The organism is Rhizobium sp. X9, assembly GCF_018873185.1.
GTDB lineage: Bacteria > Pseudomonadota > Alphaproteobacteria > Rhizobiales > Rhizobiaceae > Agrobacterium > Agrobacterium oryzihabitans.
Map to the genome: position 1 here is coordinate 65,838 of NZ_CP071313.1, position 21,914 is coordinate 87,751.

The following is a 21,914-nucleotide window of genomic DNA, read 5'->3' on the forward strand; positions in this document are numbered from 1 at the left end:
ACATGCTGACACTAACTTCGCTTGGCGGTGCGGGAACCGTCACCGGCTCGAAACATCTCCTCACCAATGGCGACAAGCGCATCCTGATCGATTGCGGCCTGTTCCAGGGCCTGAAGAACCTGCGCGAACTCAACTGGGCAGCACTTCCGGTTACGCCATCGAGCATCGACGCCGTCGTCCTGACGCATGCCCACCTCGACCATTCCGGCTATTTGCCCAAGCTCGTTCGAGATGGCTTCCGCGGCCGAATCTACTCTACCGAGGCGACGCGCGACGTTGCCGAGCTGATCCTGAAGGACAGCGGCCACCTCCAGGAAAAGGATGCCGAATACGCCAATCGAAAGGGCTTTTCGAAGCACAAGCCTGCGCTTGCGCTCTACGGCATCCGCGACGCCGAGCACTCCCTCGAATTCTTCTCGCCCGAACCTTTCGACAAGCCCATTCACCTTCCAGGCAATGCGACACTGACCTTCCGCCATGCCGGGCATGTCTTGGGCGCGGCTATCCCGGAAATCGAATGGGCAGGGCGTCGAGTCGCTTTCTCGGGCGATCTCGGCCGCTACGATGACCCCGTTCTTCCCGACCCCACGGCTGTCGAAAACGCCGACTACGTCGTAATCGAGTCGACCTACGGAAATCGCATCCACGATCAGGTCGATCCCACAGAGGCTTTGGGAAGCGTCATTGAGCGCACGACCGCCAGGGGCGGAACCGTTGTGATCCCCGCCTTCGCGGTTGGGCGAGCCCAATCACTTCTCTACCATCTCTGGAAGCTGAGAATGAATGGCCGTCTCGGAAAGATTCCCATCTATCTCGACAGCCCCATGGCGATCGACGCAACGGATTTGCTGCATGCGCATCGTTCCGATCACCGGCTGAGCCCGCAGGAATGCTATGCGATTTGCTCGATCGCCACCTACACGCGCGACGTTGAGGGTTCCAAGGCGATCACCGCAAGCGCCTACCCGAAGATCGTTATTTCGGCGAGCGGCATGGCCACCGGTGGACGGGTCCTGCACCATCTCAAGGCGTTTGCCCCCGACAGCCGCAACACCATTCTCTTCTCGGGTTTTCAGGCAGCCGGAACGCGGGGCCGCGCTATGATGCAGGGCTCCCGCGAGATCAAAATCCATGGCCAGTGGATCCCGGTTCGGGCAGAGGTCGCGGACCTGTCCATGCTGTCGGCGCATGCCGACGCAAACGAGCTGATGCGCTGGCTGTCCGGCTTCCGTCGGCCGCCGTCCCGCGTGTTCATCGTGCATGGTGAAGACGATGCCTCCGAAGCGCTGCGCGTGCGGATCGACCGCGAGCTTGGATGGAACGCAGTCGTCTCACGCCAGAATCAGGCTTTCGACCTATGACGATCAACAACGTCGAACCCGAGGTTCCTTCTCAGCCGACGCTACGCGTGCGGCGCCTGCGGCTGCACACTCAGCACCAGGCCGTGGTGGTGATGCGCACCGATTGCCATGTCTGCCGCTCGGAGGGTCTGTCCGCGCGCACCCAGGTCCTCGTCTCGATCGGCGCGAGACAGGTACAGGCAATGCTCTTTCAGGTCGAAGGAGATGCATTGCTCGCTCAGGATGAAGTCGGTCTTTCTGAAACAGCCTGGCAGATCCTCGGCGTTAGCGAGAATGACAATGTGACGGTGACCCATCCTCCGGCCGTGGAGTCTCTGACGAGCGTGCGCCGTCGCATATATGGCAATCGCCTCGACGCGCACGCCTTTGCCGAAATCGTGAGCGACGTGGTCGCAGGCCGCTATACCGAGGTCCATCTCGCCGCCTTTCTGACCGCCAGTGCCGCGCTTCCTCTCGACGAGAGCGAGACTGTTGACCTCACGCGCGCCATGGTCGATGTCGGCGACCGGATGAGCTGGAATGCTCCGATCGTTGTGGACAAGCACTGTGTCGGCGGGTTGCCGGGCAATCGAACCACGCCGATCGTCGTCGCGATCGTGGCCGCCAATGGCCTTGTCATGCCGAAGACGTCTTCGCGCGCGATTACCTCGCCAGCCGGCACCGCCGACACAATGGAAACGCTTGCCCCTGTCGACCTCAGCATCGAAACCCTTCGACGCGTCGTGGAAGCAGAAGGCGGATGCATCGCCTGGGGCGGGGCGGTGCATCTCAGCCCCGCCGACGACATTTTCGTCCGGATCGAACGCGAACTCGACGTGGATACCGAGGGACAGCTTGTCGCTTCCGTCCTTTCAAAAAAAATCGCCGCTGGCTCGACGCATGTGGTTATCGACATCCCGGTTGGGGCAACCGCCAAGGTGCGCAGCGAAGCGGCCGCCGATCAGCTCGCCAGTCGCCTCAGCGCCGTCGCTGCCCGTTTCGATCTGGCCCTGACCTGCGTCCAGACCGACGGTTCGCAACCCGTCGGGCGCGGCATCGGCCCAGGTCTAGAAGCCTTCGACGTCCTGGCGGTTCTTCAAAACGCGCCGGATGCGCCGGACGATCTGCGACGCCGCGCGATCCTGTTGGCGGGCGCCGCGCTTGAGATCGGTGGAAAGGCCGCAAAGGGGAAAGGTGAAGCGCTTGCGTTGGCGACCTTGGTCGACGGTCGTGCCTGGTCGAAGTTCATGGCGATCTGCGAGGCGCAAGGCGGACTTCGTGAGCCACCGAAGGCCGCACAGGTTCATCCGTTGATCGCGTCGCGCGCCGGCCGCGTCGTCCATATCAACAATCGCAAAATCGCCCGACTCGCCAAGCTCGCCGGAGCGCCGGAGTCGAAGGCGGCAGGCGTCCAAATGGCCGTCCGCCTCGGCGACGAGATCGCCAGCGGCCAGCCGCTTTTGCACGTTCACGCCGAGACGGCTGGTGAACTTGGCTACGCACTGGACTATGCCGCGCATGCAGGCGACCTTTTCGAGGTCGAAAGTTGACGTGGCGGCTGTCCATTTGGATACGCCGGCACCGTTCGGCCGGCGCATTCTCGATCTACCAGCGCTTGATGCACTGGATGGTCCTTATCCTGTGTATCATCCAGGTCCCCACGGCCTGGGCGATCCAACGCACGCACATGGCGCACCTTTTCTTGAAACCTAAACCCTTCGACCTTTTCCTGCATCAGGTTCACGCCTGGAGCGGATGGCTGATTATGGCGCTGGCGCTCAGTCAACTTATTCTGCGCTTCACATATGGCCGACCACCTCCGATCCAGGGCATGTCGGTGCTTGAGCGCATGATCGCAGGGGTCACTCATGCGGTGCTCTACGGCCTATTGCTCGCACTGCCGATCACAGGCACGATCGCTATGTACGTGACGTTCCGCATCGCTTCCCTGCACAGCCTGCTGAGCTGGATGCTTCTGGTCGTTGCGACCACTCACGCCCTCGCTGCTCTGTGGCATCACTTCTGGCGTCGCGACGACGTGCTGCGGCGAATGATCAGGAACACGAAATAGCGCGCCGGACAGTCAGCCCACGGGTAAATTCTATCTAGTCGAGCGCGCTTCTCCGCGCGAGCAGCACACTCATTTGCGGAGATTGGCGCGCAGGTCGTTTCGGTGAGCGGCCTCGCAAGCATTGATCCCTACGTGTTTGATGCAGCGCAAAGTGATCATTCTGGATCTGCGCTAGATTTGCCCCCAGTTTCTACATTCAAGCAAACCGAAGGATGAGCCGTGGTGGCCGCCGGCGTGACAATGGTCAAGGCGTTCAGAAGGTCGCATAATTGGGCGACCGCCTTGCGGCGCGGGTTTATCCTTTTCCTCGCCATCGCGTTCGGGCTTACGGCGTTTCTCACAGATGGCGGGCATCAAGCGCGTGCTGCTTCAAGGGAGGGCATCCCGGCGCTCATGACTCAAGCTGGGGATTGTGCCGACCTCCTTGTGCGCATGCCCTGCGACAACGATACCCAACGCGGCGCCGAGCACCCGTGCGACAGCGGTCACTGCCTGTCGAGCCTCGGGTGCTTCCTCTGCGCTCCGCTGAACACGGCCTGGAGCTGGCGCACGTTGAACGGCGAGACAGTCTCGCCGGCTGCATCGCCCGTGCCCTCATCCGCGGAGTTGCGTCGTCAGAAGCGACCTCCGCGATCCATCTTGGTCATCTGAGCACCTTCGGCCTGTTCTGTCCGTGTGCTCCAGCCGACCCGAGGACTGGCACAATGCCTTAGTCTTCCGACCGTGCGCGTCCCAGGCCGCCCAACGATACGGCCGAGGAGACGAGCCGTTCTGCGTGACGCCGACGTGACATAGCCTCCAATCGTCGGCTGCCGGCGAGCCAGAAAGGGCCATGCACGGACCTTGCCGAAATCGGTAGGCAGCGGCACGCGAGGAAGTCTTCGGTATCCGCACGCCGGGCCACTTTTCAAACTCACCTCAAGATGTGCTCGAGCAGCCCGCAAGGCTGCGAGCCGAGGAGCTGAATACCATGTTAAAGACCCACTCGACCCGTTCGATTTCCATCACCGCGGCAGTCCTGACAGCAACCGCGATTCGCAGACGTGCGGCCATGCTGGCCTTCGCGACGGCATCGGCCCTGGTGCTTGCTATTCCGTTCGCCGCCACCGTCCGAGCGGAGCCTGCTGCAACCGGCTTCGTCTATACGGCCGATGAATTTGGCAACACCGTTAGCCGCATCGACCTTACCACGGAAAAGATCGACATCGTTCCGGTCCCGATCACGCCCCACAACGTGCAGTTCGTATCGGGAAAAGATTTGGTGCTGGCGGTGGGCCTGCCGGTCGCCGGCAAAGCTGAAGACGCTCATGCGTCCAATGGGGCTGGCCATGGCGGCGACGGACATGGTGATGCCGCTGTCGCAGGCCAATTGATCGTCCTCGACGCGGCCGATATTTCCTCCGGCGTGAAGGCGTCGATCCCCGTGGGTGGGCATCCTGCGCATGTGATCGCAGACGCGCAAGGCAATCGCGCCTACGTCTCGAATTCCGAAGACGACAGCTTGTCGGTCGTTGATCTTGCCAAGGGCGAGGTCGTCGCCACGGTCGGCACCGGCGACTACCCCCACGGCCTGCGGATGAGCCCGGATGGAAGCGCCATCTATGTCGCGAATGTCCAGGACGGTACTGTTTCGGTTATCGACACAACGGCGCTTTCGGAAGTTGCCAGGATCAAGGTAGGCGTTGCGCCCGTCCAGGTCGGCTTCACACCTGACGGAAAGCGGGTCTATGTCTCGCTGCGCGATGAAAACAAGGTCGCCGTTATCGACACGCAGTCGCGCGAGGTGATCGCACGCATCAATGTCGGCCGTTCGCCCATCCAGGTTTACGCCACGCCTGATGGCCGGCTGGTTTACGTCGCGAACCAGGGAACCGAAACGGAGCCGGATGAGACGGTCTCGGTTATCGATGTCGTAGGCGGGAATGTCGTGAAGACCATCCAGACGGACAAGGGCGCTCACGGCGTGACGGTCGTTGCCGACGGAGCCTTTGTCTTCGTCACCAACATCGTGGCCGGGACCGTTTCCCAGATCGACGTCGGCAGCCAGTCCGTGGTCAAGACATATGCTGTCGGCAAGGGACCGAACGGCGTCACCTATCAGGCGCAGTGATGCAACGTCGGGGCGGCGCTTCGCCGCCCCGCACGACCTAAGCCTCAAACCTATGAGCAGGACGGCCGGCATGCAGGCTTCATCAATGGACAAAGGGTCGGCGAAGCTCTATTCTTTGCCCATGCTTCGCGCGTTGCTTATCATTGTTACAACCATCTCGCTTGCCGCTGCTTCTTTTGCCGTTCAAGCACACGAGACCCGCATGTCCGGGATGTTGGAACGCGCCGCGCTGACGCAGCACATGGAGCAAGCCTCTTCTTCGATGGCCGCTTGCAGCGAAGGGAAATCCTGCAAAGCAGATGCCGGATTGTGCGCCTTCGCCTGCGCCGGAATATCGGCCTGGCTTCCGGTTGTGCGTACTTCGGCAAAGCAAATCAGCTCGCGGCAAAAATATCCCTTCCCGCCGGATGCCGTCTTCGTTGCGGCAGCTCCCGGCCGGAATGATCGCCCTCCTATATCGCGCCTCCTCTGAGCCTGCGGCGGGGCTGATCCCGCTGCGATCCATTTGGACCTTTCAGGCGGGACAGATCGTCCCGAGGTGACGAATATGACGACCTTTTCACGACGCGGCTTCCTCGCCGCCAGCGCAGCCATGCTTGCTGCATCCCATTTCCCCATCAGGGCCTACGGCCAGGACGCGGCTGCGATCCGCCTGGCCGCCACCAGCCGCACGCTCGATATAGACAATCGACCGGCCACCGTTTTCGGACTTGCTGGTCCCAACGGGCAGGGGCTGCTCCTCGATCCGGGCGAGCGATTTCGGGTGGATCTGACCAACGATCTCGCCGAGTCCACGATCATTCATTGGCACGGCCAGATTCCCCCGAACGCTCAGGACGGCGTCCCGGATATGCCGCAGCCGCTTCTTCAGCCCAGTGAAACGCGCAGCTTCGATTTCGCGCCCCAGCCCGGAACGCACTGGATGCACAGCCATGTGCCGATCCAGGAAATGCGATTGCTCGCCGCGCCGCTGATCGTCCGGAGGGCAGAAGACCTATCCGCCGATCGGCAGGAAGTCGTCCTGTTCCTGCACGACTTCGCGTTCAAGACACCGGAAGAAGTGCTGGAAGAGATCACCAGCGCAAGCGCTGATGGACATGGCGCTGCCGGCATGTCACGCGCGATGCAAGGCATGAACCATGGCGGCATGCCTGGAATGAACCAGGGCGAGGCCGGGGGAATGGGCTCGATGGCCATGGATATGGGTAACATGGCGATGGATCTCAACGACTACGACTGGGATGCCTATCTCGCCAATGACCGAACCCTGTCCGATCCCGATGTCGTTCAGGTCGAACGCGGCGGCCGGGTTCGCCTCCGTGTCATCAACGCAGCCGCAGCCACCGTTTTCTGGATCGACACGGGCGAAGCACAAGCCCGGCTCGTCGCCGTCGACGGGCATGAGGTCCAGCCGGTCGCGGGTTCGCGGTTCGGGCTGGCCATGGGGCAGCGTCTCGACCTGGAGATCGACCTTCCAAATGAGACCCGCGCATGGCCGATTCTGGCGCTCAGGGAGGGCGAACGTGAAAGGACCGGCATTATTCTCGCCCCCGCGGGCGCCACGATCGACAGGATCGATTCCCTTTCAGCGAATGACGCCCCGGCCTTCGACACGGACTTGTCTCAGGAGTCACGGCTGGTCGCTGTCGACACGCTTGCCGCCCGTCCGGTGGATCGAAGCCACATGATCATGCTCGGCGGCTCGATGCAGCCCTATGTCTGGACCATCGACGGAGCAACATGGGGCAAGCATCGGCCGGTTGCCGCAACGAGCGGCGATCGGGTGGAACTGATGTTCCACAATATGTCGATGATGGGGCACCCGATGCATCTGCATGGGCATGCATTCCAGGTTGTTGGCATCAACAGGCGACGCTTCGAAGGTGCGCGCCGCGATACCGTGTACATACCGCCGATGTCGATGGTCACTGTTGCCCTTGATGCCGGCGAGGCCGCGAGCTGGATGTTGCATTGCCATCATATGCCGCATCTGGCCACCGGGATGATGACCGAGTTCAGGATCGCTGCATGAAACCGCTCTGGATCGCGGTCGCCGCAACTCTCCTGGCGGCGGCCGGTGCGATCTTGGTCGGAAAGGGACGATCCGGTCAGGAGGCGAGCGATCGCATCGCCCTTGGCCGGGCAGTCTATCTAGCGAACTGTGCGAGCTGTCACGGCACGAAACTCGAAGGCCAGCCCGACTGGCGCAGCCCGGGCACGAGCGGCCGCCTTCCGGCGCCGCCGCATGACGAGACCGGTCACACCTGGCATCATTCGGACAGGCAGCTCCTCGCAATCATCACCGATGGGACCGCCGCGGTGGTTGGCGGTGGCTACGAGAGTGACATGCCCGGCTTTCGGGAGGCTCTGACCTCCGCCGAGATCGAGGCTGTCCTCGACTACATCAAGAGTACCTGGCCGCAGCGAGAGGCAGACTACCAACGCCGCATCTCGAACGGCTGACACGCCGGAGGCCACGAAAACAATTTCGTGGCCCCACATCGCCATCGCGCGCCGCCCCACCACCACATTCATGCCGACGGGTTCGGCAGTTGATGGCGGCAGAGAGGGTGTTCGGCGACCTAAAGACATAAGGATTCACAAATGAACAAGAGAAACGTCTTCGCTCTGCTCGTCGCCGCGGCAGCGGTTGCGGGCTTTGCGCTTTGGAATCGAACCGGATCGGAAGACGAAGCCAGAAGAGGAGTATCGGGCCAGGGGACGGCATTGTCGGTTGTCGTGCCTTCGTCATTGTCCGACACCGCAAAGATGGGAGAACGAGCTTTCAACGCCGTCTGTGCAGCGTGCCACGGCAAGAACGCGGCCGGAACCGATGCCGGCCCGCCGCTCATCCATCGGATATACGAACCTTCTCACCACGGAGACTACGCCTTTGAAATGGCCGTCGCCAACGGCGTGCGCGCGCATCACTGGAAATTCGGAAACATGCCTCCTCAGCCGGGTCTGACGAAGGCCGACGTCGCTACGATCGTGGCCTATGTGCGCGAGCTTCAGCGGGCGAACGGCATCAATTGAGGAGCATTGGCGGCGAGATACCCTGCCAGACCTGTCGACGCGGGTTTGAGGAAATCGGGCGGCTGCGAGTGGAGTTGTGGTGTGATAGGATGAGGCGGCCAAGTCGCCTATGGGAGGGGTGTGCAATGCGAACTGGCATAACATGCGCATTTGTCGTTCTGGCTTTGCTGGTGTCGGCGTCAAATGCCCAAGAGGATCAGCCGTTTCATACGTCTTATTTCGCGGATGAAACGACCATCAGCCTGTCCGTGACCGTCGCGGCAACCTCTCTTGACCCGGAATATAATTTCGATGTGCAAGTCGCGCTCACGGAGCGCGGACCCGAGGGTCAGATCAGATTCATCGACCACAGCGCCCACCTTGCAAAGGTACGATGCGCCGCGCCGAAGGCCGTCATGATCGGCCAATCAGAGTTTATGCTGTCGGATTCGCCCGAGCCGGGGGATTGGAAGCAGGATCTCTGGCGCACCTTCTGCCTCCTGCCGGTCTCATGAGGAACGGAGCCGCGCTGCATCCAGCGCGGCCCTGTGCTTCACTTGACCGCAACGAACTGGACCTTTGCGCCGACCTTGAGCTTTTCCAGCATCGCGTCATCAGCGACCTGGAACACCATCGTCATGGCCGGCATCTCGAGGTTCTTCAGCTCTTCATGGATGAGCGTGACCTTCTTCGCCTTCTCGTCCAGCTTCTTGACCGTGCCGCTGGTGAATTCCTGCGCGAAGGCGGCGGTGCCGAAGGCGAAGGCGACGGCGCCGGCGAGTGTGATTCTTGTGATAGCTTTCATCGTCATTTCTGTTGCTCCTTATTTCTTCGCGACCGTGACGTCGCCGTGCATGCCGGAATCGTAGTGACCGGGAACGAGGCAGGCGATCTTGAACACGCCGTCGTTGGTGAACTTCCAGACGATCTCGCCGGATTTTCCGGGCGCGAGGCGAATGGCGTTCGGAGGTGGCGTCGCCTTAACCGCCTGTTTTAGCCGACTTGATATTCGGATTGTCATGACCGAATTCCCTGCCGCCCACTTCAGACGCCACCGCTTTCCTGCCGAGATCATCACCCATGCGGTCTGGCTGTATTTCCGATTTCCGCTCAGTTTACGCGACGTCGAAGATCAGTTGGCCGAGCGCGGCATCAACGTCTCATTCCAGACCGTCTCGGAATGGGCGGCGAAATTTGGCTTGAAGTTCGCCAATCAGCTCCGACGCCGCTCACGAGGCCAGTTTGCCGACAAGTGGCAGCTCGATGAGATGGTGGTGACGATCAAGGGAAAGAAATACTGGCTGTGGCGCGCCGTCGATGCCAACGGCTACGTTCTCGACGCCCTCTTGCAAAGCCGAAGGAACAAGGCAGCAGCCTTGCGTCTGATGCGCAAACTGCTCAAGGGTCAAGGTATCGCCCCGCGCGTGATGCTGACCGACAAGCTGCGTTCCTATTCGGCTGCGAAGGCGGATTTGATGCCGAAGGTCGAACATCGCTCGCACAAGGGATTGAACAACCAGGCTGAAAATTCCCATCTTGCTGTGCGACGACGAGAGCGGCGCATGATGCGCTTCAAGTCCGCGCGGCAATGTCAGCGTTTCGTCTCCACTCACGGCCAGATCGCCAATCTCTTCCTTCTTCACCGCAAAGACTTGACCGCCGCAGACCATCGCCAGCTTCGCACTCACGCCATCTCGACCTGGCGGGAAATCGCTTTGTCGATTGATGCGTGAAGTTCAGGTCGAAGAGACTACCGCATCCCAAACTCGGTTAAGGCGACGCCACCGTTCCAGGATATATCGGAGCCGCGCGCGAATCTGATCAAGGCGCTCAAACACCAGAAGCCGTTCACCAAAATCTTTGCCGTCGGTGACGACTGGCAGTCAATCTATCGCTTTGCCGGTTCGGACATCACCATCTTCACGCAGTTCGAGGCGAATTTTGGCGCAAGCTGGCAAGGGCGCCTGGAGCAAACGTACCGTTGCAATCAGCTAATCGCCGAGACGGCCGCCGGCTTCGTGCAGCGGAACGCCGCTCAGCTGAAGAGGTCGGTACGCTCGGCGCGACCGGCCATTCCACGATCGATCCGGGTCATTCCGATCAGTGGTGAAGGGAGCAAGCCGGAATTCGGCAAGGCGTGTCACCAGCTCTTGCAACGGCTAAATTCGTTCCTGGATGGGATTTCGGGGCAATGGCGGACAGAGGGGCGCGAAAAGCTCAAGGTAATGGTGCTGTGGCGCTACAATCAACTCGATCCGTTTAGGGGTAAACCGCCAAAATTCGAAAATATCGAGGTTTCGGGACTGTCGTTCCATCGCGCGAAGGGGCTCGAGGCCGACTACACAATCCTGCTCGATATCAGCGAAGGCGATTACGGTGTGCCGAGCCGGATCGAGGACGACGAACTTCTCAATCTGGTCATGCCACGACCAGAAACCTTCGAGTTTGCCGAAGAGCGTCGCCTTTTCTATGTCGCATTGACTCGGGCAAGCCGCGGCGTGTTCTTGCTTACAAATAGCCGGGAGCCTTCACGATATATCCGCGAACTTTCCGACATTGCCGGCGACGATCTGCGATTTGAATCAATCGATGGCGATCCCCTGCATCAATGTCCAAAATGCCGGGTTGGCCAGTTGGTCGAAAGGAATGGTCGCGGTAACAGTCGGTTTCTGGGGTGCAATCAGTATCCAGAATGCGAGCACACTGCACAGTTGCGCTGAACCGTTTAAGGCGATGCGAGTCCATTACGCCGAGGGAGCATCAAACCGCGCACGTCACTTTTCAGTTGGCGCAGATAGTCAATTCAGAATTGACAAATTGACCTGTTTATAAAGTTTCATTCGCGCCTGCTTTAATTTTGTGGCATAAGGTCAAACATGAATGGACAATCAGAGACAAAGTTAAAGCAGCTTCTCCAGCAAGTCCCGCCCGGCTTCCTGGTGGACTCGAGATGGATGGCCCGCCATGCCATCTCGCGACAATCCGTGTCAGGCTATCTCAAGCGGGGCTGGCTCGAGCCGGTCATGTCTGGTGTGTACCGCCGCCCATTCTCCTCCGATACCAATCCAGAAGCTGTCCGGGGCTGGAAGATACCCCTGCTCTCAGCCGTCTGGCTCATGCGGCATGAGTTCCATGTCGGCGGGGCGAGCTCCCTCACATTGCGGGGACATGCTCATTACCTCTCGTTCGGCAGCGAATTTGTCCTCTATCTCTACGGATCCGATATTCCGACATGGCTATCGAAGCTGCGGACGGACGCTGATGTGAAGACCAGGAGTAACGTTCTGTTCGGCGAAGGGGCGACCGGCATCGATGACGCGGATTTTGACCTTTCCAACGACGATGATCCCGAGCTGGCACAAAGCCCATGGCGCTGGCCAATGCCGATGTCCTCACCCGAGCGCGCGATCCTCGAAATGATAGACGAAGTTCCGAAGGGCGAAAGCTTCCACAAGGTGGACGTGGCGTTCGAGAGCCTTGCCAATCTGCGCCCGAGATTATTGACGACGCTCCTTACCCTGTGCCGGAGCGTCAAAACCAAGCGCCTTTTCTTCGCGTTTGCTGACAAGCACAATCATGCTTGGCGCCGGCACATCGACGTCTCCTCCGTCGATCTCGGCAAGGGCGACCGAGCGCTGACACCGGGCGGCCGGCTGCACCCCATCTATCGCATCACAGTCCCGAATGACTTGATGCCAAAGGAGCCCCCCTATGGCCCGTGACCAATACATGCGCCAGGTCGACCTCCTGGTGCGGACCCTTCCATTCATCGCCCGCCACGGCGCCTTCGCCTTAAAGGGCGGAACGGCGATCAACCTCTTCTATCGCGACATGCCGCGGCTCTCGGTCGATATCGATTTGACCTATCTGCCGATCGAGGATCGCGAAACGACGCTGAAAAATATCGACACGACGCTGGAGCACATCCGCGAAGACTTGATGGGGTCGGAACAAGAGCAGTCCGAAATCGTACGCTAAGGTCGAACGAAACCGGAACGATGCCGTAGATCCGATGTGCAACATCCGATCTCTGTGGATTGCCACCGACATGCGCCAATTTTGATTTCTCTGTCCGGCCCGACTCGACAACGCTTCGAGCAGATTGCTCATCAATGGAGTCGGGCGATGGCAAAGCGCAAGCTTCTTAAAGATCAAGATCGCCGGAAGCTTGTCGACATACCAGTCGACGAGGATAACCTAATCCGACACTATTCGTTGTCATTGGCGGATCGCCTGGAGATTGAACTGCGGAGACGTAATCACAATCGGCTCGGCTTCGCCATCCAGCTATGTCTAATGCGATACCCGGGTCGAGTGCTTGGAGCAGAAGAAACTCCGCCTCGCGCCATGCTGAAGTATGTTGCTGATCAGATCGGCGCCGCTCCAGACGAATTTGCCCTCTATGCACGCCGCGAAGAAACCCGTCGGGATCATATGGCGCGGCTAATGGTGTATCTGGATACGAGAAGCGCGACGCTGCAAGATCGCCGCGCCGCGCTATTGGCGGCAATTCAAGCGGCGACCTTGTCCGACGACGGTGCTGCGATAGCCAGTTCGACTGTCGCCGCGTTTCGCGAACGCGGCGCTCTTCTGCCGGCGATCGACACGATCGAACGCATCGGCCTTGCCGGCCGTGCCATAGCCCGGCGGCGAGCAGAAAGAACCCTGATTGAAGACATCCCACTCGATAGGCTTCAATCACTGGATAGGCTGTTAGAGGTTGACCCGTCGATCGGCCAGACCCGCTTTCATTGGCTGCGTTCGGCACCAGAAGCGCCGGCCGCGTCGAACCTCGTCGGGCTGACCGAGCGGATAGCCTTTCTGCGGCGGCTGGAGATCGATCCGGAACTGCAGGCGCGCGTGTCATCCGGACGGTGGGACCAGATGATCCGGGAGGGCAACGCAACGCCGGCCTGGCTTGCCAACGACTTCAACGCCAGCCGTCGCCACGCTCTGATCGTGGCCCAAGTCATCAAGCTTTGCCAGAAGCTCACGGACGATGCGGTGACGATGTTCATCAAGCTGATGGGTAAATTGTTCTCGCAAGCCAACAATCGGAAGAAGCAGCGGCAGATGGACTGCAGAGCGAACACCGCCAAAGCGCTGCGCATGTTTCTGGATACGATCACCGCCCTGCAGTCTGCCAACGACCATGGTCGGAACGCATTGGATGTTCTCGACCAAAAAGTCGGTTGGGACCGGTTGCTTCGGATGAAGCCTGAGCTTGAGTCGATGGTCGACGACAACGAGGCGCCATCGCTGATCGTAGCGGCCGAGCAATATGCGACCGTCCACAAATATGCTGGTGCGTTCCTTCTAGCCTTCACGTTCCGCTCAGCGCGTCGCCACGATCCACTTCTAGCGGCAGTTGCGCTGCTGAAACGGCTTTATGCCGAGATGCGGCGGACACTCCCGGATCGCGTGCCGCTCACTCACCTCAGCCAAACTGATCGACGGCTTATCTTCGAACAAGGAAAACCCGATCGCCGTCTGTACGAAATCGCGACGCTCGCTGCTTTACGAGACCGGCTTAGATCTGCGGAGATCTGGGTCGCTGGCAGCCGATCTTTCCGGCCCATCGATGAGCATCTGATGCCGCGGTCGACATTCATCAAGATGAAGGACGAAGATCGTCTCGGTTTGGGGGTCCAGAGCGACGGCGCGCAGTGGCTTGCCGAAGCGCGTCAGATGCTCGACTTCAACCTGACGCGTTTGGCCCACAGAGCACGATCCGGAAAGCTCGAGGGCGTTCGTCTCGAGGCAGGAACCTTGATTGTCACGCCAACCGCCAGCGAAGTCCCCCCGGCCGCCGAGGAACTGAATGCCGAGGTCAGCGACATGTATCCGTTGGTGGAGGTTCCCGACTTGCTAAGGGAGGTGCATGAATGGACCGGGTTTGCAGATTCATTCACGCATGTTCGCACCGGCGACGTCCCGAAAAATGTCTCTGCTATGCTGGCGGGCGTCCTGGCCGATGCTACGAACCTCGGCCCAAAGCGAATGGCGGGCGCATCCAAGGGGATCAGCGCTCATCAGATTGGTTGGATGCGCGCATTCCATGCTCGATCGGAGACCTACCGCGCGGCGCAAGCGTGCATCACCGATGTCCACACCCAGCATCCGCATTCCCGCCTTTGGGGCAATGGCACAACGTCATCGTCAGATGGCCAATTTTTTCGTGCGAGTGACCGAGCCGCAAAGCGCGGCGACATCAATTTGCACTACGGCAGCGAACCCGGGACGAAATTCTATAGCCATCTATCAGATCAGTACGGCTACTTCGGCATTTTGCCCATCAGTCCGACCGAAAGCGAGGCGGCCTATGTGCTCGATGGGCTCTTCGACCAGGACACGGTGCTCGACATTCAGGAACACTTTACCGACACGGGCGGTGCCAGTGATCATATCTTCGGGCTGTTCGCCTTGATCGGAAAGCGGTTCTCACCGCGACTGCGCAATCTCAAAGACCGGAAGTTCCGCACGTTCGAGAGGAGCGATGCATATCCAACCCTGTCGAACCATATCGGGGCGCCGATCAACACCGCCCTGATTCTCGACCATTGGGACGATCTGCTGCATCTCGCGGCGTCGATCACGACGCGGTCCGTGGTACCGTCTACGATCCTGAAGAAGCTGTCCGCATCTCCGAAGCAAAGCCATCTCGCGAGGGCGCTCCGCGAACTCGGCCGTATCGAAAGGTCGCTCTTCATGATCGAATGGTACTCAAGTCCGGCATTGCGGCGGAGATGCCAAGCCGGTCTCAACAGGGGAGAGGCCGCCCATAAGCTGAAACGCGCTGTGTTCTTCCACGAGCGAGGCGAGATCCGTGACCGGTCGTTCGAAAGCCAAGCTTTCCGCGCCTCGGGGCTCAATCTCGTCGTCAGTGCGATCGTGCACTGGAATACGGTTTATCTTGATCGCGCGGTCACACAGCTGAAACGAGCGGGGCGAGACATTCCTGATACTCTATTGAAACACATATCGCCGCTCAGTTGGGAACATATCAACCTTACCGGCATCTACACATGGGATGCCGAACATCAGATGCCGAACGGATTTCGATCGCTCCGCTTTCCGGCTAGGCTAAGGAACGCCGCGTAAGTTCTCATTCCGTTCGTCCTTAGCGTACGATTTCGGACTGCTCTTGTTCTGACCCCTAGATCGGCATCCGATCGCCGACTTCAAGCTATTGGCCGAGAGGAAAAGCGAGATCTCTCCTCCTTTTGCTGATGCGCGAAACAAGCCGAAGAAGACAGACCGATAGTTGCCAGACCTCGCACATATTGCGACCTCTCTCGCAACGGATCCCTTGGCTGGCTTGCTGCTTGCCATCTCCCTCTCGATCGCCCTCACAATCCCGGCGCAGAGACTCTGGTGGATCCACGCGCTACTAGCGGCCTTCCTTCTCATCCTGTCGCTGGCTTTCCACGACAAGCGCCACTTGTCTTTCGACAGCTACCTGGTCGGGCTCTTCGCATTCGCCGCGGTTTCTCGGGACATTCCCAATCAGCCACTGCTCTATCGCATCGGCATTTCCTGGTTTGCGTGCTTCGCGCTGATCTCGGCCGTCATCTACGCCGCAGGCGAACGCATCCAGCACAGGACTCCGCTCGAAAGACCTTTTTCCGAGCCGGCAATTTCAGCAGCGTTGATCAAGAGGGACACCTGATATTAAACCAGTGTTTTTTGCCGCAGCCGGTCTCGCGGCTCTGCCATCTCTCCAGCATCTGCCAAGGCCGAGGATGCCTCATGGGGTTGCCAGATCCTCTTGTGCGCAGCCTCACAAAGCCCGTCATGGCATGGCGTCCCCTACTGCGTTCCCCCGATGAAAAGGCTTATATCAGCTATGGCGAAGCCCGGCTTCTCCTGGCCGATCTGCCATGAAGCAAAAGCCGGAAAACCGGGCTATGAACCTTACGAGGAATGCCCTGCCGGCATGACCGCCGTTTCCTCCCGCACCGATGGGGATCGGCCGTTCTTGGGCCGAGACGACAAGGATCAGTGCATGAAGACCGTCAACCAGTGCAGCAACCGTGCCGCCTTCCGTACCCAATTTGGTGACAAGCGCGAAAACGAGCGCAAGGGTGTCACGATCCGGCAGATCAACCAGAACAACGACAATGATGTTTTCAACCGAGACAATGGCTGCATGGTGCAGATCACTCAGCCCCGCCCTCGCCGCGCGGATCCTTATTATTTCGACATTCCGAACGATAAGGGCGTCAAGCAGCGCGCTTGGTTCAACCTGAATGACTGAGTGGATGACATGAACAGCAACATTCTCATCGTAGCAGCCGCAGGTATCGGCATTCTCGCCGGTGCTGGAGGTACTTATCTCATCATGCCGGAGCCAGAGCAGGTTGTTCGGGCCCCTACTGATGCGGAGATCGCGGCCCTTATCGCAGCCAATCCCTCCCTGATTCCCGAACCTCCGGCCCCTGTGCTTGAAATACCGACAGAAGAGGAAGCTCTAGCCGCATACCGCAAGGCTTATGCCCGCAATCCTCTGAGGACCGGCCGCGGTGAAGCCGATGTAACCCTTGCTTTGGGAGAGTGTGACGAGAACGCCAGCGGTCCAGGCATATCATGCGTTGCGGCCATCAAGAGGAATCCGAACGCAGCTCCTCTCGATCGCGTCATTGGATTTGCCAAGTCTGCATCCGGCGAATGGGTTGCCACCAACTACTGATTTCAGGGCCAGATGCCTGTTGATCATCAATGCCCCGATAGAGAGGTGGAGCCTGAAAGAAGAAGCTCCATTTCCTCAGGGTTTAGGCTCCCCTTCGAGGCAATTAGGTACCCCGCTACGTAAAGTAGCTTCTGATCTCTCTCATCCTGATCTGACGGCGCGTGCCTGATGATTGCCATACGTGCATTCGCTTCTTGATCCATGTCAGCGCCGCCCTCGCCGTTGACGGCCGCCAGGTAGACGGCTCGGTGACGTTCGACCTTCACGGACAATGGCTCGTTGGGTTGCAGCTCAAGCTTTTCTGTCATCTTTCCCTCTCCACAAGCGCAAGCGATCACTCCTTGACCTCCCGAAATCGAAGGGAGGGCAGGAGCCCCGCTCCTGCTCCCGAGCTCGTGCGGAACAGCTGGAGAGAGAGGGACAAGCGCTAAACCGGAGGGGGATCACCCACCCGGAGGGCCGAGACGGATTTCAGGGAAATGCGGCCGGTGCTGCAGGCCGCAGGCCGAAGCATGGGGAGACCGGTTTAGTGCTTGTGGGGGAGAGAGGGCAGAGCGCCTTTCTCCCCTCTCAGTGAGTTAGGTCAAGTCGCCTTTCGGCCCTAAGCGGTCATCACCGGAGTTGCTTGCCTCCCAATACAAGCAGGAGAAAAGCAAGCACTGCGCAAGCCATCGGCCGGACATACATCGGGTTTCGAGGTGAGTTCCAACTAAGCCGCCTGCCGCCACAGCCGCAGGTCTACTGGATATGCTCCCGAGCCGCACAGCCACCAACTCCTTAGATTCATTTCGGCTTGCTGCAGCGCTTGGCAAGCTCCCGATAAAACGCCTCCGGACTCACGCCGATCTCCTCTGCGACTTGCCTCCACTTCCCCTTTGACGGAAGCTGCTCGTGCCATGCGATCCAGGCATCCAGCCGTTCGGCAACTGTCTTCAGCGCAAGGATTTCTGCACGCATGCGGGTGTTCCTGATCTCGTGAGCTAAATAGGCCGCCCACGCTGCTGCAAAATCCGGTTCTCTGGCGAACTTCAACCTTATCCGTCGGCTCTCGATGATGCGAACCCGGGACACAGCAACTGCCACGGCCTCACAATGATAGACGTCGCTGAACATCGAAGCTTCCGCCAGGACCGAACCTGCCGAGGCACGTTGCAGGACTACAGCACGCCCATCATCCTGATGCCGAACAAGCCGTACCTCCCCAGAAAGAACCAGCATCAGAGAAGACACCACGTCGTTTCTGCTAAAGAGGACTGCACCTTCGTCGAAGACCCGCTCGGTTCCGGGCATCTCTATCAGTTCATGAAACATGATCGCTATCATGTGAATGTTTGCATCGAAATGACAAGGTGGTTCTTGATCGATGAAAGGAAATGCAGATGAACCTCCCGGTTACCGCTTTGTCTCTTCTATTGCTGTTTTCGACGTCCGTCCCTGCCCAGGAACATTCTGGAACTCACATGCACGGTATGGACGATGCAGCCATGACGGACGACGGTGAATTTCCCATCGAAGCTGGGCAGGCCGCTTTCGCGGCCATTCAGGAAATTGTCGCTTTGCTGGAGAACGATCCCACGACCGACTGGTCAAAGGTCAACATAGAGGCTTTGCGTCAGCACCTCATAGACATGAACAACGTGACCATGTCAGCTCGTATTAAGGTTCAGGAAGATGGCGGAAGCATTCGCTTCATGGTCTCTGGTACGGGCTCGGTCGTCGGCTCCATTCGCAGGATGGTATCGGCTCACGCCTCCACGACGGAAGGCGAGAGTGGCTACAGGTTTTCGTCAACTGAGAGCGCGGACGGAGCGATTCTCACGGTTACACCGGATAATCCATCAGGGATCGCAAAGCTTCGCGCCTTGGGCTTCATCGGGGTGATGGCGCAGGGCATGCACCACCAGATGCACCATCTGATGCTGGCGAATGGCCAGTCTCCGCACAACTAGGCTAGGACGGAATCCGACCGGTATTCGCGTCGTCCACTTCAACGGCACGCTAACGAGCGGTACTCCAACCTCGTACTGACCGCGAAGACCTGACATTAACCGGGCTGCCTGAGCCTTTCCGGCATCAGGCAGCCCGGTTAGGTGCATCTTGCTGTCTCGCTACATTGCATGACTAGGGGCGAGCCCCGTCGAAGCGAGCGCCATCCAGATCGCCATGGCGATCATCATCAGGTTCTCGGTCAGAGAGATGAAGCCGAGCGGTACATTGCTCGATCCGCCGACGCAGGCGCATTTCAGCTCTCGTCTGTCGATGTAGACCGCCTTGAAGACCGAGACTGCTCCAATAGTGCCGATGAATAGCGCCACCGGGACAGAGAGCCAGTTCGCCACTCCGGCCACCATCAGGACACCCGCCAGCCCCTCCGCGTAAGGATAGATGTAGCTGTAGGGAACCCAACGCTTCGCCAGGAGGTCGTAGTTCAGGAACATGGTCGCGAAGCTCTCGACGTTCTGGAGCTTCAGCATCGCCAAGACGACCATGGAAAAGGCGATGAACCACTCCGCTGCGCGCAGTGTGAGCGGGTCGCCCAGGATGGCGTAGCTTGCAGCGAGAGCCATCAGAGCCGTCAGCGTAAACAGAACGATGACCGGCCGATAGGTGGTCGCTTTGGGGTCGGCCACTGGCTTGCCGAGGAACCTGCGCAGGTCATCATGGCCGCCCACACGGTAGCCGCTGACAAATACCTGCGGAGTGGTCGAGACACCATGCTTCGCCTTGAACGCATCGGTCTCTTCACGGGTGGTCAGGTGGTGGTCCTCGACCTCGTAGCCTTCGCGGCGGAGCAGGTCCTTTGCCTTCAGGCCATACGGGCATGTATGCCCGGGCATGACCATTCGATAGAGAATGGCCTTCTTTTCCAGTAATGCGGGGTCTGTTCTCTCCAACATTTTCACGTCTCCTTCGTCTTGTGAAACCGTTGGTAAGACCATACGTTCCGTACCATGGTACGGAGTCAAGACCCTATGGATATGACAATCGGAAAATTCGCGGCCACAGGAAAAGTCGGGGTGGAAACCATCAGGTTTTATCAGCGCAAGGGTCTTCTGCAGACGCCGAAGCGGCTGGACGGCGGCAGGCGATATGGAAGCGAGGACGTCCGGCGGCTCCTGTTCATCAAGCAGGCCCAGTCGGCGGGATTCACGCTGGAGGAGATCAGGGAACTGCTCGATCTCGATGCCGGAGATGACAGGGAACGCGCTCGCGAGGCCGCCAGGGCACGTCTCGCCGCACTCACAGGGCGCGCGAGGCTCTGGAACGGCTGATCGGCGAATGCGCCTCAGGCAAGAAGGGGCCTTGCCCAATCCTGACGTCATTTGGGCTGTAGGCCCAGTGTCTGAAGCGTTCCTCGCAGTCGTCTTTGCGGCGGTTCCCCTTGCAGCGGCGAATGCTCTAGCTCGGTCTCACTGCAAGATAGACGTAAGGTGCTGTACCGTCGCGAGGCACGGCCATTACGTCATAGGTAGCCCGTGGGTCATCCCCCATGCCAAGCGAGCCGGATGGCATACCCGCGACAGCAAGCCCCGCGAGGGGCGGACGTTCGCGTAGAAGCTTCTCCGCAGCTTCCAGGGGGACATGGCCTTCAAGGTAGTAGCCGTCGACTTCCGCCGTATGGCAGCCCCACAGATCAGAGGGGACTTTGAGACCGCTCTTTACGGCATCCATGTCGGCTTCGTTGACGGTTCTGACGTCATATCCGGCCCTGCCGAAGGCCGAAGCCCAAGCGGCGCAACACCCGCAGTTCGGGTCCTTGTGAACCGTCATCTTCGGTGCTGCCGCTAGGACCATGCCCGGAGCGGCTACTGCCGATGCGGCCAGGCTGATGAATGTTCTGCGTTTCATCTGTTTCTCCTGTAGGGTTTGGCCGCCACGGGTTGCCGGGGCGGCCAAGGCCTTTACTTCAGCTGCGTGACAGTCAGCTTTCCATTCAAACGGTCGGCGACGAACTCTACCGTCGAACCCTGCTTCATTTTCTCCAGCATTGCCTCGTCCTGAACATGGAAGACCATGGTCATCGCTGGCATGTCGAGGCTCTTCAGCTCTTCGTGGATGAGGGTAACCTTCTTGGCCTTGGTGTCGACCTTCTTGACCGTGCCCTTGGTGAATTCCTGGGCGAAGGCTCCGGTGGCTGCACCCAAGGTCAAGGTGGCGGCAAGCGCGATGTTGAGGATTGCTTTCATGGTGGTGCTCCTTTCGTTGCTTACTTTTCGGCGACGGTGACGTTGCCGTGCATTCCGGCATCGTAGTGGCCGGGTACGAGACAGGCGACCTTGAAGACGCCGTCATTCGTGAACTTCCAGACGATCTCTCCAGATTCGCCCGGTGCCAGTCGGATCGCATTCGGGTCGTCGTGTTCCATCTCGGGGAACTTCTCCATGAGAGCCTTGTGCTCCATGACCTTGTCCTCCTGGTCGAGAACGAACTCGTGGTCCACCTCACCATCGTTCTTCACGGCAAAGCGGATCGTCTGGCCCTTGCGGACCTTGAAGCTGTCCGGTGTGAAGACCATGCGGCCGTCATCGGTTTCCTTCATGCTGACACGGATCGTCTGGGTGACCTTCGACTTCTGTCCCGGCTCGCCCACCGCCATCTCGCCGTGACCTCCGGCGTGGTTTCCGGCGGCGATGGCCGGGGTTGCGAGCGAGGCCAGAAGCAGGCCCGTCAATGCAGTCTTCATAGGCA

The 21,914-nt window shown here is 59.6% G+C and carries 24 protein-coding genes and 5 pseudogenes; 21 read left to right on the forward strand and 8 right to left on the reverse strand.

Features of this window, described 5'->3' with window-relative positions:
* The first annotated feature begins 2 nt into the window (after positions 1-2).
* From JZY08_RS26070 to JZY08_RS26110, 9 genes are all read left to right on the forward strand, one after another.
* Entirely contained in the window at positions 3-1,361 is a 1,359-nt protein-coding gene (locus JZY08_RS26070; protein ID WP_142174942.1) for an MBL fold metallo-hydrolase RNA specificity domain-containing protein, read from the forward strand.
* Positions 1,358-2,890, forward strand: a complete 1,533-nt coding sequence (locus tag JZY08_RS26075; protein WP_142174943.1) for a thymidine phosphorylase family protein — start codon at positions 1,358-1,360, stop codon at positions 2,888-2,890. Before JZY08_RS26070 ends, JZY08_RS26075 begins: the two co-directional genes overlap by 4 nt.
* A complete protein-coding gene (locus JZY08_RS26080; protein ID WP_052114352.1) occupies positions 2,887-3,411 on the forward strand; it encodes a cytochrome b/b6 domain-containing protein in 525 nt (174 codons plus the stop codon). Before JZY08_RS26075 ends, JZY08_RS26080 begins: the two co-directional genes overlap by 4 nt.
* 970 nt (positions 3,412-4,381) lie before the next feature.
* Positions 4,382-5,521, forward strand: coding sequence for a cytochrome D1 domain-containing protein (locus JZY08_RS26085; protein WP_225246839.1), 1,140 nt, complete (start codon positions 4,382-4,384; stop codon positions 5,519-5,521).
* A gap of 70 nt (positions 5,522-5,591) precedes the next feature.
* Positions 5,592-5,993 (forward strand): hypothetical protein, encoded by a 402-nt coding sequence (locus tag JZY08_RS26090; RefSeq protein WP_216333578.1) that lies wholly within the window; start codon positions 5,592-5,594, stop codon positions 5,991-5,993.
* 75 nt (positions 5,994-6,068) lie between these two features.
* Positions 6,069-7,553, forward strand: a complete 1,485-nt coding sequence (locus JZY08_RS26095; RefSeq protein WP_037094843.1) for a multicopper oxidase family protein — start codon at positions 6,069-6,071, stop codon at positions 7,551-7,553.
* Positions 7,550-7,984: a cytochrome c gene (locus tag JZY08_RS26100; RefSeq protein WP_077546207.1), complete on the forward strand. Its 435-nt coding sequence runs from the start codon at positions 7,550-7,552 to the stop codon at positions 7,982-7,984. The genes JZY08_RS26095 and JZY08_RS26100 overlap by 4 nt, the downstream gene beginning before the upstream one ends.
* A 141-nt stretch (positions 7,985-8,125) precedes the next feature.
* The gene (locus JZY08_RS26105) at positions 8,126-8,557 is read left to right on the forward strand and encodes a cytochrome c (protein WP_052821446.1); all 432 of its coding nucleotides are present in this window, start codon (positions 8,126-8,128) and stop codon (positions 8,555-8,557) included.
* A gap of 170 nt (positions 8,558-8,727) precedes the next feature.
* Positions 8,728-9,051, forward strand: coding sequence for a hypothetical protein (locus JZY08_RS26110; protein ID WP_137088076.1), 324 nt, complete (start codon positions 8,728-8,730; stop codon positions 9,049-9,051).
* A gap of 38 nt (positions 9,052-9,089) precedes the next feature.
* Here the strand turns inward: JZY08_RS26110 and JZY08_RS26115 are convergent, their stop codons facing one another.
* Together JZY08_RS26115 and JZY08_RS26120 are read right to left on the reverse strand one after the other, a co-directional pair.
* Complete coding sequence (locus JZY08_RS26115; RefSeq protein ID WP_072492835.1) at positions 9,090-9,341, reverse strand: copper-binding protein; 252 nt, start codon at positions 9,339-9,341, stop codon at positions 9,090-9,092.
* A gap of 18 nt (positions 9,342-9,359) precedes the next feature.
* A pseudogene (locus JZY08_RS26120) lies at positions 9,360-9,503 on the reverse strand (sulfocyanin-like copper-binding protein); the annotation flags it as partial.
* A gap of 52 nt (positions 9,504-9,555) precedes the next feature.
* On the opposite strand from JZY08_RS26120, the gene JZY08_RS26125 reads away from it, so the two are divergent.
* The 10 genes and pseudogenes from JZY08_RS26125 to JZY08_RS26155 all read left to right on the forward strand — a co-directional run bounded on the left by JZY08_RS26125 (position 9,556) and on the right by JZY08_RS26155 (position 17,225).
* The gene (locus JZY08_RS26125) at positions 9,556-10,269 is read left to right on the forward strand and encodes an IS6 family transposase (protein ID WP_172873129.1); all 714 of its coding nucleotides are present in this window, start codon (positions 9,556-9,558) and stop codon (positions 10,267-10,269) included.
* 87 nt (positions 10,270-10,356) lie between these two features.
* Positions 10,357-10,419: pseudogene (locus JZY08_RS27665) on the forward strand (hypothetical protein); the annotation flags it as partial.
* 135 nt (positions 10,420-10,554) lie between these two features.
* Positions 10,555-11,256, forward strand: a complete 702-nt coding sequence (locus JZY08_RS26130; RefSeq protein ID WP_253204189.1) for a topoisomerase DNA-binding C4 zinc finger domain-containing protein — start codon at positions 10,555-10,557, stop codon at positions 11,254-11,256.
* A 156-nt stretch (positions 11,257-11,412) separates the two neighbouring features.
* Positions 11,413-12,258 carry a type IV toxin-antitoxin system AbiEi family antitoxin domain-containing protein gene (locus tag JZY08_RS26135; RefSeq protein WP_052821373.1) on the forward strand — a complete coding sequence of 282 codons (846 nt, stop codon included), beginning with the start codon at positions 11,413-11,415 and terminating at the stop codon, positions 12,256-12,258.
* Positions 12,248-12,454, forward strand: a pseudogene (locus JZY08_RS26140) (nucleotidyl transferase AbiEii/AbiGii toxin family protein); the annotation flags it as partial. The gene JZY08_RS26135 and the pseudogene JZY08_RS26140, both read left to right, overlap by 11 nt.
* A 207-nt stretch (positions 12,455-12,661) precedes the next feature.
* Positions 12,662-15,637, forward strand: a complete 2,976-nt coding sequence (locus tag JZY08_RS26145; RefSeq protein ID WP_216333579.1) for a Tn3 family transposase — start codon at positions 12,662-12,664, stop codon at positions 15,635-15,637.
* A 55-nt stretch (positions 15,638-15,692) separates the two neighbouring features.
* Positions 15,693-15,800: pseudogene (locus JZY08_RS27670) on the forward strand (thermonuclease family protein); the annotation flags it as partial.
* 54 nt (positions 15,801-15,854) lie between these two features.
* A complete protein-coding gene (locus JZY08_RS27675; protein ID WP_234823791.1) occupies positions 15,855-16,205 on the forward strand; it encodes a hypothetical protein in 351 nt (116 codons plus the stop codon).
* Positions 16,206-16,382: 177 nt separating this feature from the next.
* On the forward strand, positions 16,383-16,793 hold the full coding sequence (locus JZY08_RS27680) for a hypothetical protein (protein WP_337442116.1): 411 nt from the start codon (positions 16,383-16,385) through the stop codon (positions 16,791-16,793).
* Positions 16,794-16,802: 9 nt separating this feature from the next.
* Positions 16,803-17,225: a hypothetical protein gene (locus JZY08_RS26155; protein WP_149149114.1), complete on the forward strand. Its 423-nt coding sequence runs from the start codon at positions 16,803-16,805 to the stop codon at positions 17,223-17,225.
* 26 nt (positions 17,226-17,251) lie between these two features.
* On the opposite strand, the gene JZY08_RS26160 is transcribed toward JZY08_RS26155, so the two are convergent.
* Together JZY08_RS26160 and JZY08_RS26165 are read right to left on the reverse strand one after the other, a co-directional pair.
* Complete coding sequence (locus JZY08_RS26160; protein WP_107341314.1) at positions 17,252-17,533, reverse strand: hypothetical protein; 282 nt, start codon at positions 17,531-17,533, stop codon at positions 17,252-17,254.
* A 475-nt stretch (positions 17,534-18,008) separates the two neighbouring features.
* Complete coding sequence (locus JZY08_RS26165; protein ID WP_234823790.1) at positions 18,009-18,536, reverse strand: Crp/Fnr family transcriptional regulator; 528 nt, start codon at positions 18,534-18,536, stop codon at positions 18,009-18,011.
* Between the two features lie 68 nt (positions 18,537-18,604).
* On the opposite strand from JZY08_RS26165, the gene JZY08_RS26170 reads away from it, so the two are divergent.
* A complete protein-coding gene (locus JZY08_RS26170) occupies positions 18,605-19,174 on the forward strand; it encodes a hypothetical protein (protein ID WP_142523782.1) in 570 nt (189 codons plus the stop codon).
* A gap of 159 nt (positions 19,175-19,333) precedes the next feature.
* Here JZY08_RS26170 and JZY08_RS26175 read toward each other — a convergent pair whose 3' ends face one another.
* Positions 19,334-20,122, reverse strand: a complete 789-nt coding sequence (locus JZY08_RS26175) for a glutaredoxin family protein (RefSeq protein WP_107341311.1) — start codon at positions 20,120-20,122, stop codon at positions 19,334-19,336.
* A gap of 54 nt (positions 20,123-20,176) precedes the next feature.
* On the opposite strand from JZY08_RS26175, the pseudogene JZY08_RS26180 reads away from it, so the two are divergent.
* Positions 20,177-20,559, forward strand: a pseudogene (locus JZY08_RS26180) (MerR family transcriptional regulator).
* Between the two features lie 65 nt (positions 20,560-20,624).
* Here JZY08_RS26180 and JZY08_RS26185 read toward each other — a convergent pair.
* Genes JZY08_RS26185 through JZY08_RS26195 form a run of 3 tightly spaced genes read right to left on the reverse strand, consistent with a single transcriptional unit; the run spans position 20,625 to position 21,909 of the window.
* Positions 20,625-21,074 carry a DUF411 domain-containing protein gene (locus JZY08_RS26185; RefSeq protein WP_107341310.1) on the reverse strand — a complete coding sequence of 150 codons (450 nt, stop codon included), beginning with the start codon at positions 21,072-21,074 and terminating at the stop codon, positions 20,625-20,627.
* A gap of 53 nt (positions 21,075-21,127) precedes the next feature.
* Complete coding sequence (locus tag JZY08_RS26190; protein WP_062654119.1) at positions 21,128-21,412, reverse strand: copper-binding protein; 285 nt, start codon at positions 21,410-21,412, stop codon at positions 21,128-21,130.
* A gap of 20 nt (positions 21,413-21,432) precedes the next feature.
* Positions 21,433-21,909 (reverse strand): plastocyanin/azurin family copper-binding protein, encoded by a 477-nt coding sequence (locus JZY08_RS26195; RefSeq protein WP_062654121.1) that lies wholly within the window; start codon positions 21,907-21,909, stop codon positions 21,433-21,435.
* Positions 21,910-21,914 lie beyond the last annotated feature (5 nt).

Coding starts and splice junctions, on each gene's coding strand:
- JZY08_RS26155 (WP_149149114.1), top strand. CDS start 16,803: ATGAACAGCAACATTCTCATCGTAGCAGCCGCAGGTATCGGCATTCTC.
- JZY08_RS26160 (WP_107341314.1), bottom strand. CDS start 17,533: ATGACAGAAAAGCTTGAGCTGCAACCCAACGAGCCATTGTCCGTGAAG.
- JZY08_RS26175 (WP_107341311.1), bottom strand. CDS start 20,122: ATGTTGGAGAGAACAGACCCCGCATTACTGGAAAAGAAGGCCATTCTC.
- JZY08_RS26085 (WP_225246839.1), top strand. CDS start 4,382: ATGTTAAAGACCCACTCGACCCGTTCGATTTCCATCACCGCGGCAGTC.
- JZY08_RS26115 (WP_072492835.1), bottom strand. CDS start 9,341: ATGAAAGCTATCACAAGAATCACACTCGCCGGCGCCGTCGCCTTCGCC.
- JZY08_RS26105 (WP_052821446.1), top strand. CDS start 8,126: ATGAACAAGAGAAACGTCTTCGCTCTGCTCGTCGCCGCGGCAGCGGTT.
- JZY08_RS26145 (WP_216333579.1), top strand. CDS start 12,662: ATGGCAAAGCGCAAGCTTCTTAAAGATCAAGATCGCCGGAAGCTTGTC.
- JZY08_RS26190 (WP_062654119.1), bottom strand. CDS start 21,412: ATGAAAGCAATCCTCAACATCGCGCTTGCCGCCACCTTGACCTTGGGT.
- JZY08_RS26185 (WP_107341310.1), bottom strand. CDS start 21,074: ATGAAACGCAGAACATTCATCAGCCTGGCCGCATCGGCAGTAGCCGCT.
- JZY08_RS26100 (WP_077546207.1), top strand. CDS start 7,550: ATGAAACCGCTCTGGATCGCGGTCGCCGCAACTCTCCTGGCGGCGGCC.
- JZY08_RS26090 (WP_216333578.1), top strand. CDS start 5,592: ATGCAGGCTTCATCAATGGACAAAGGGTCGGCGAAGCTCTATTCTTTG.
- JZY08_RS26165 (WP_234823790.1), bottom strand. CDS start 18,536: ATGTTTCATGAACTGATAGAGATGCCCGGAACCGAGCGGGTCTTCGAC.
- JZY08_RS26125 (WP_172873129.1), top strand. CDS start 9,556: ATGACCGAATTCCCTGCCGCCCACTTCAGACGCCACCGCTTTCCTGCC.
- JZY08_RS26135 (WP_052821373.1), top strand. CDS start 11,413: ATGAATGGACAATCAGAGACAAAGTTAAAGCAGCTTCTCCAGCAAGTC.
- JZY08_RS26170 (WP_142523782.1), top strand. CDS start 18,605: ATGAACCTCCCGGTTACCGCTTTGTCTCTTCTATTGCTGTTTTCGACG.
- JZY08_RS26075 (WP_142174943.1), top strand. CDS start 1,358: ATGACGATCAACAACGTCGAACCCGAGGTTCCTTCTCAGCCGACGCTA.
- JZY08_RS26095 (WP_037094843.1), top strand. CDS start 6,069: ATGACGACCTTTTCACGACGCGGCTTCCTCGCCGCCAGCGCAGCCATG.
- JZY08_RS27680 (WP_337442116.1), top strand. CDS start 16,383: ATGGCGAAGCCCGGCTTCTCCTGGCCGATCTGCCATGAAGCAAAAGCC.
- JZY08_RS26070 (WP_142174942.1), top strand. CDS start 3: ATGCTGACACTAACTTCGCTTGGCGGTGCGGGAACCGTCACCGGCTCG.
- JZY08_RS26195 (WP_062654121.1), bottom strand. CDS start 21,909: ATGAAGACTGCATTGACGGGCCTGCTTCTGGCCTCGCTCGCAACCCCG.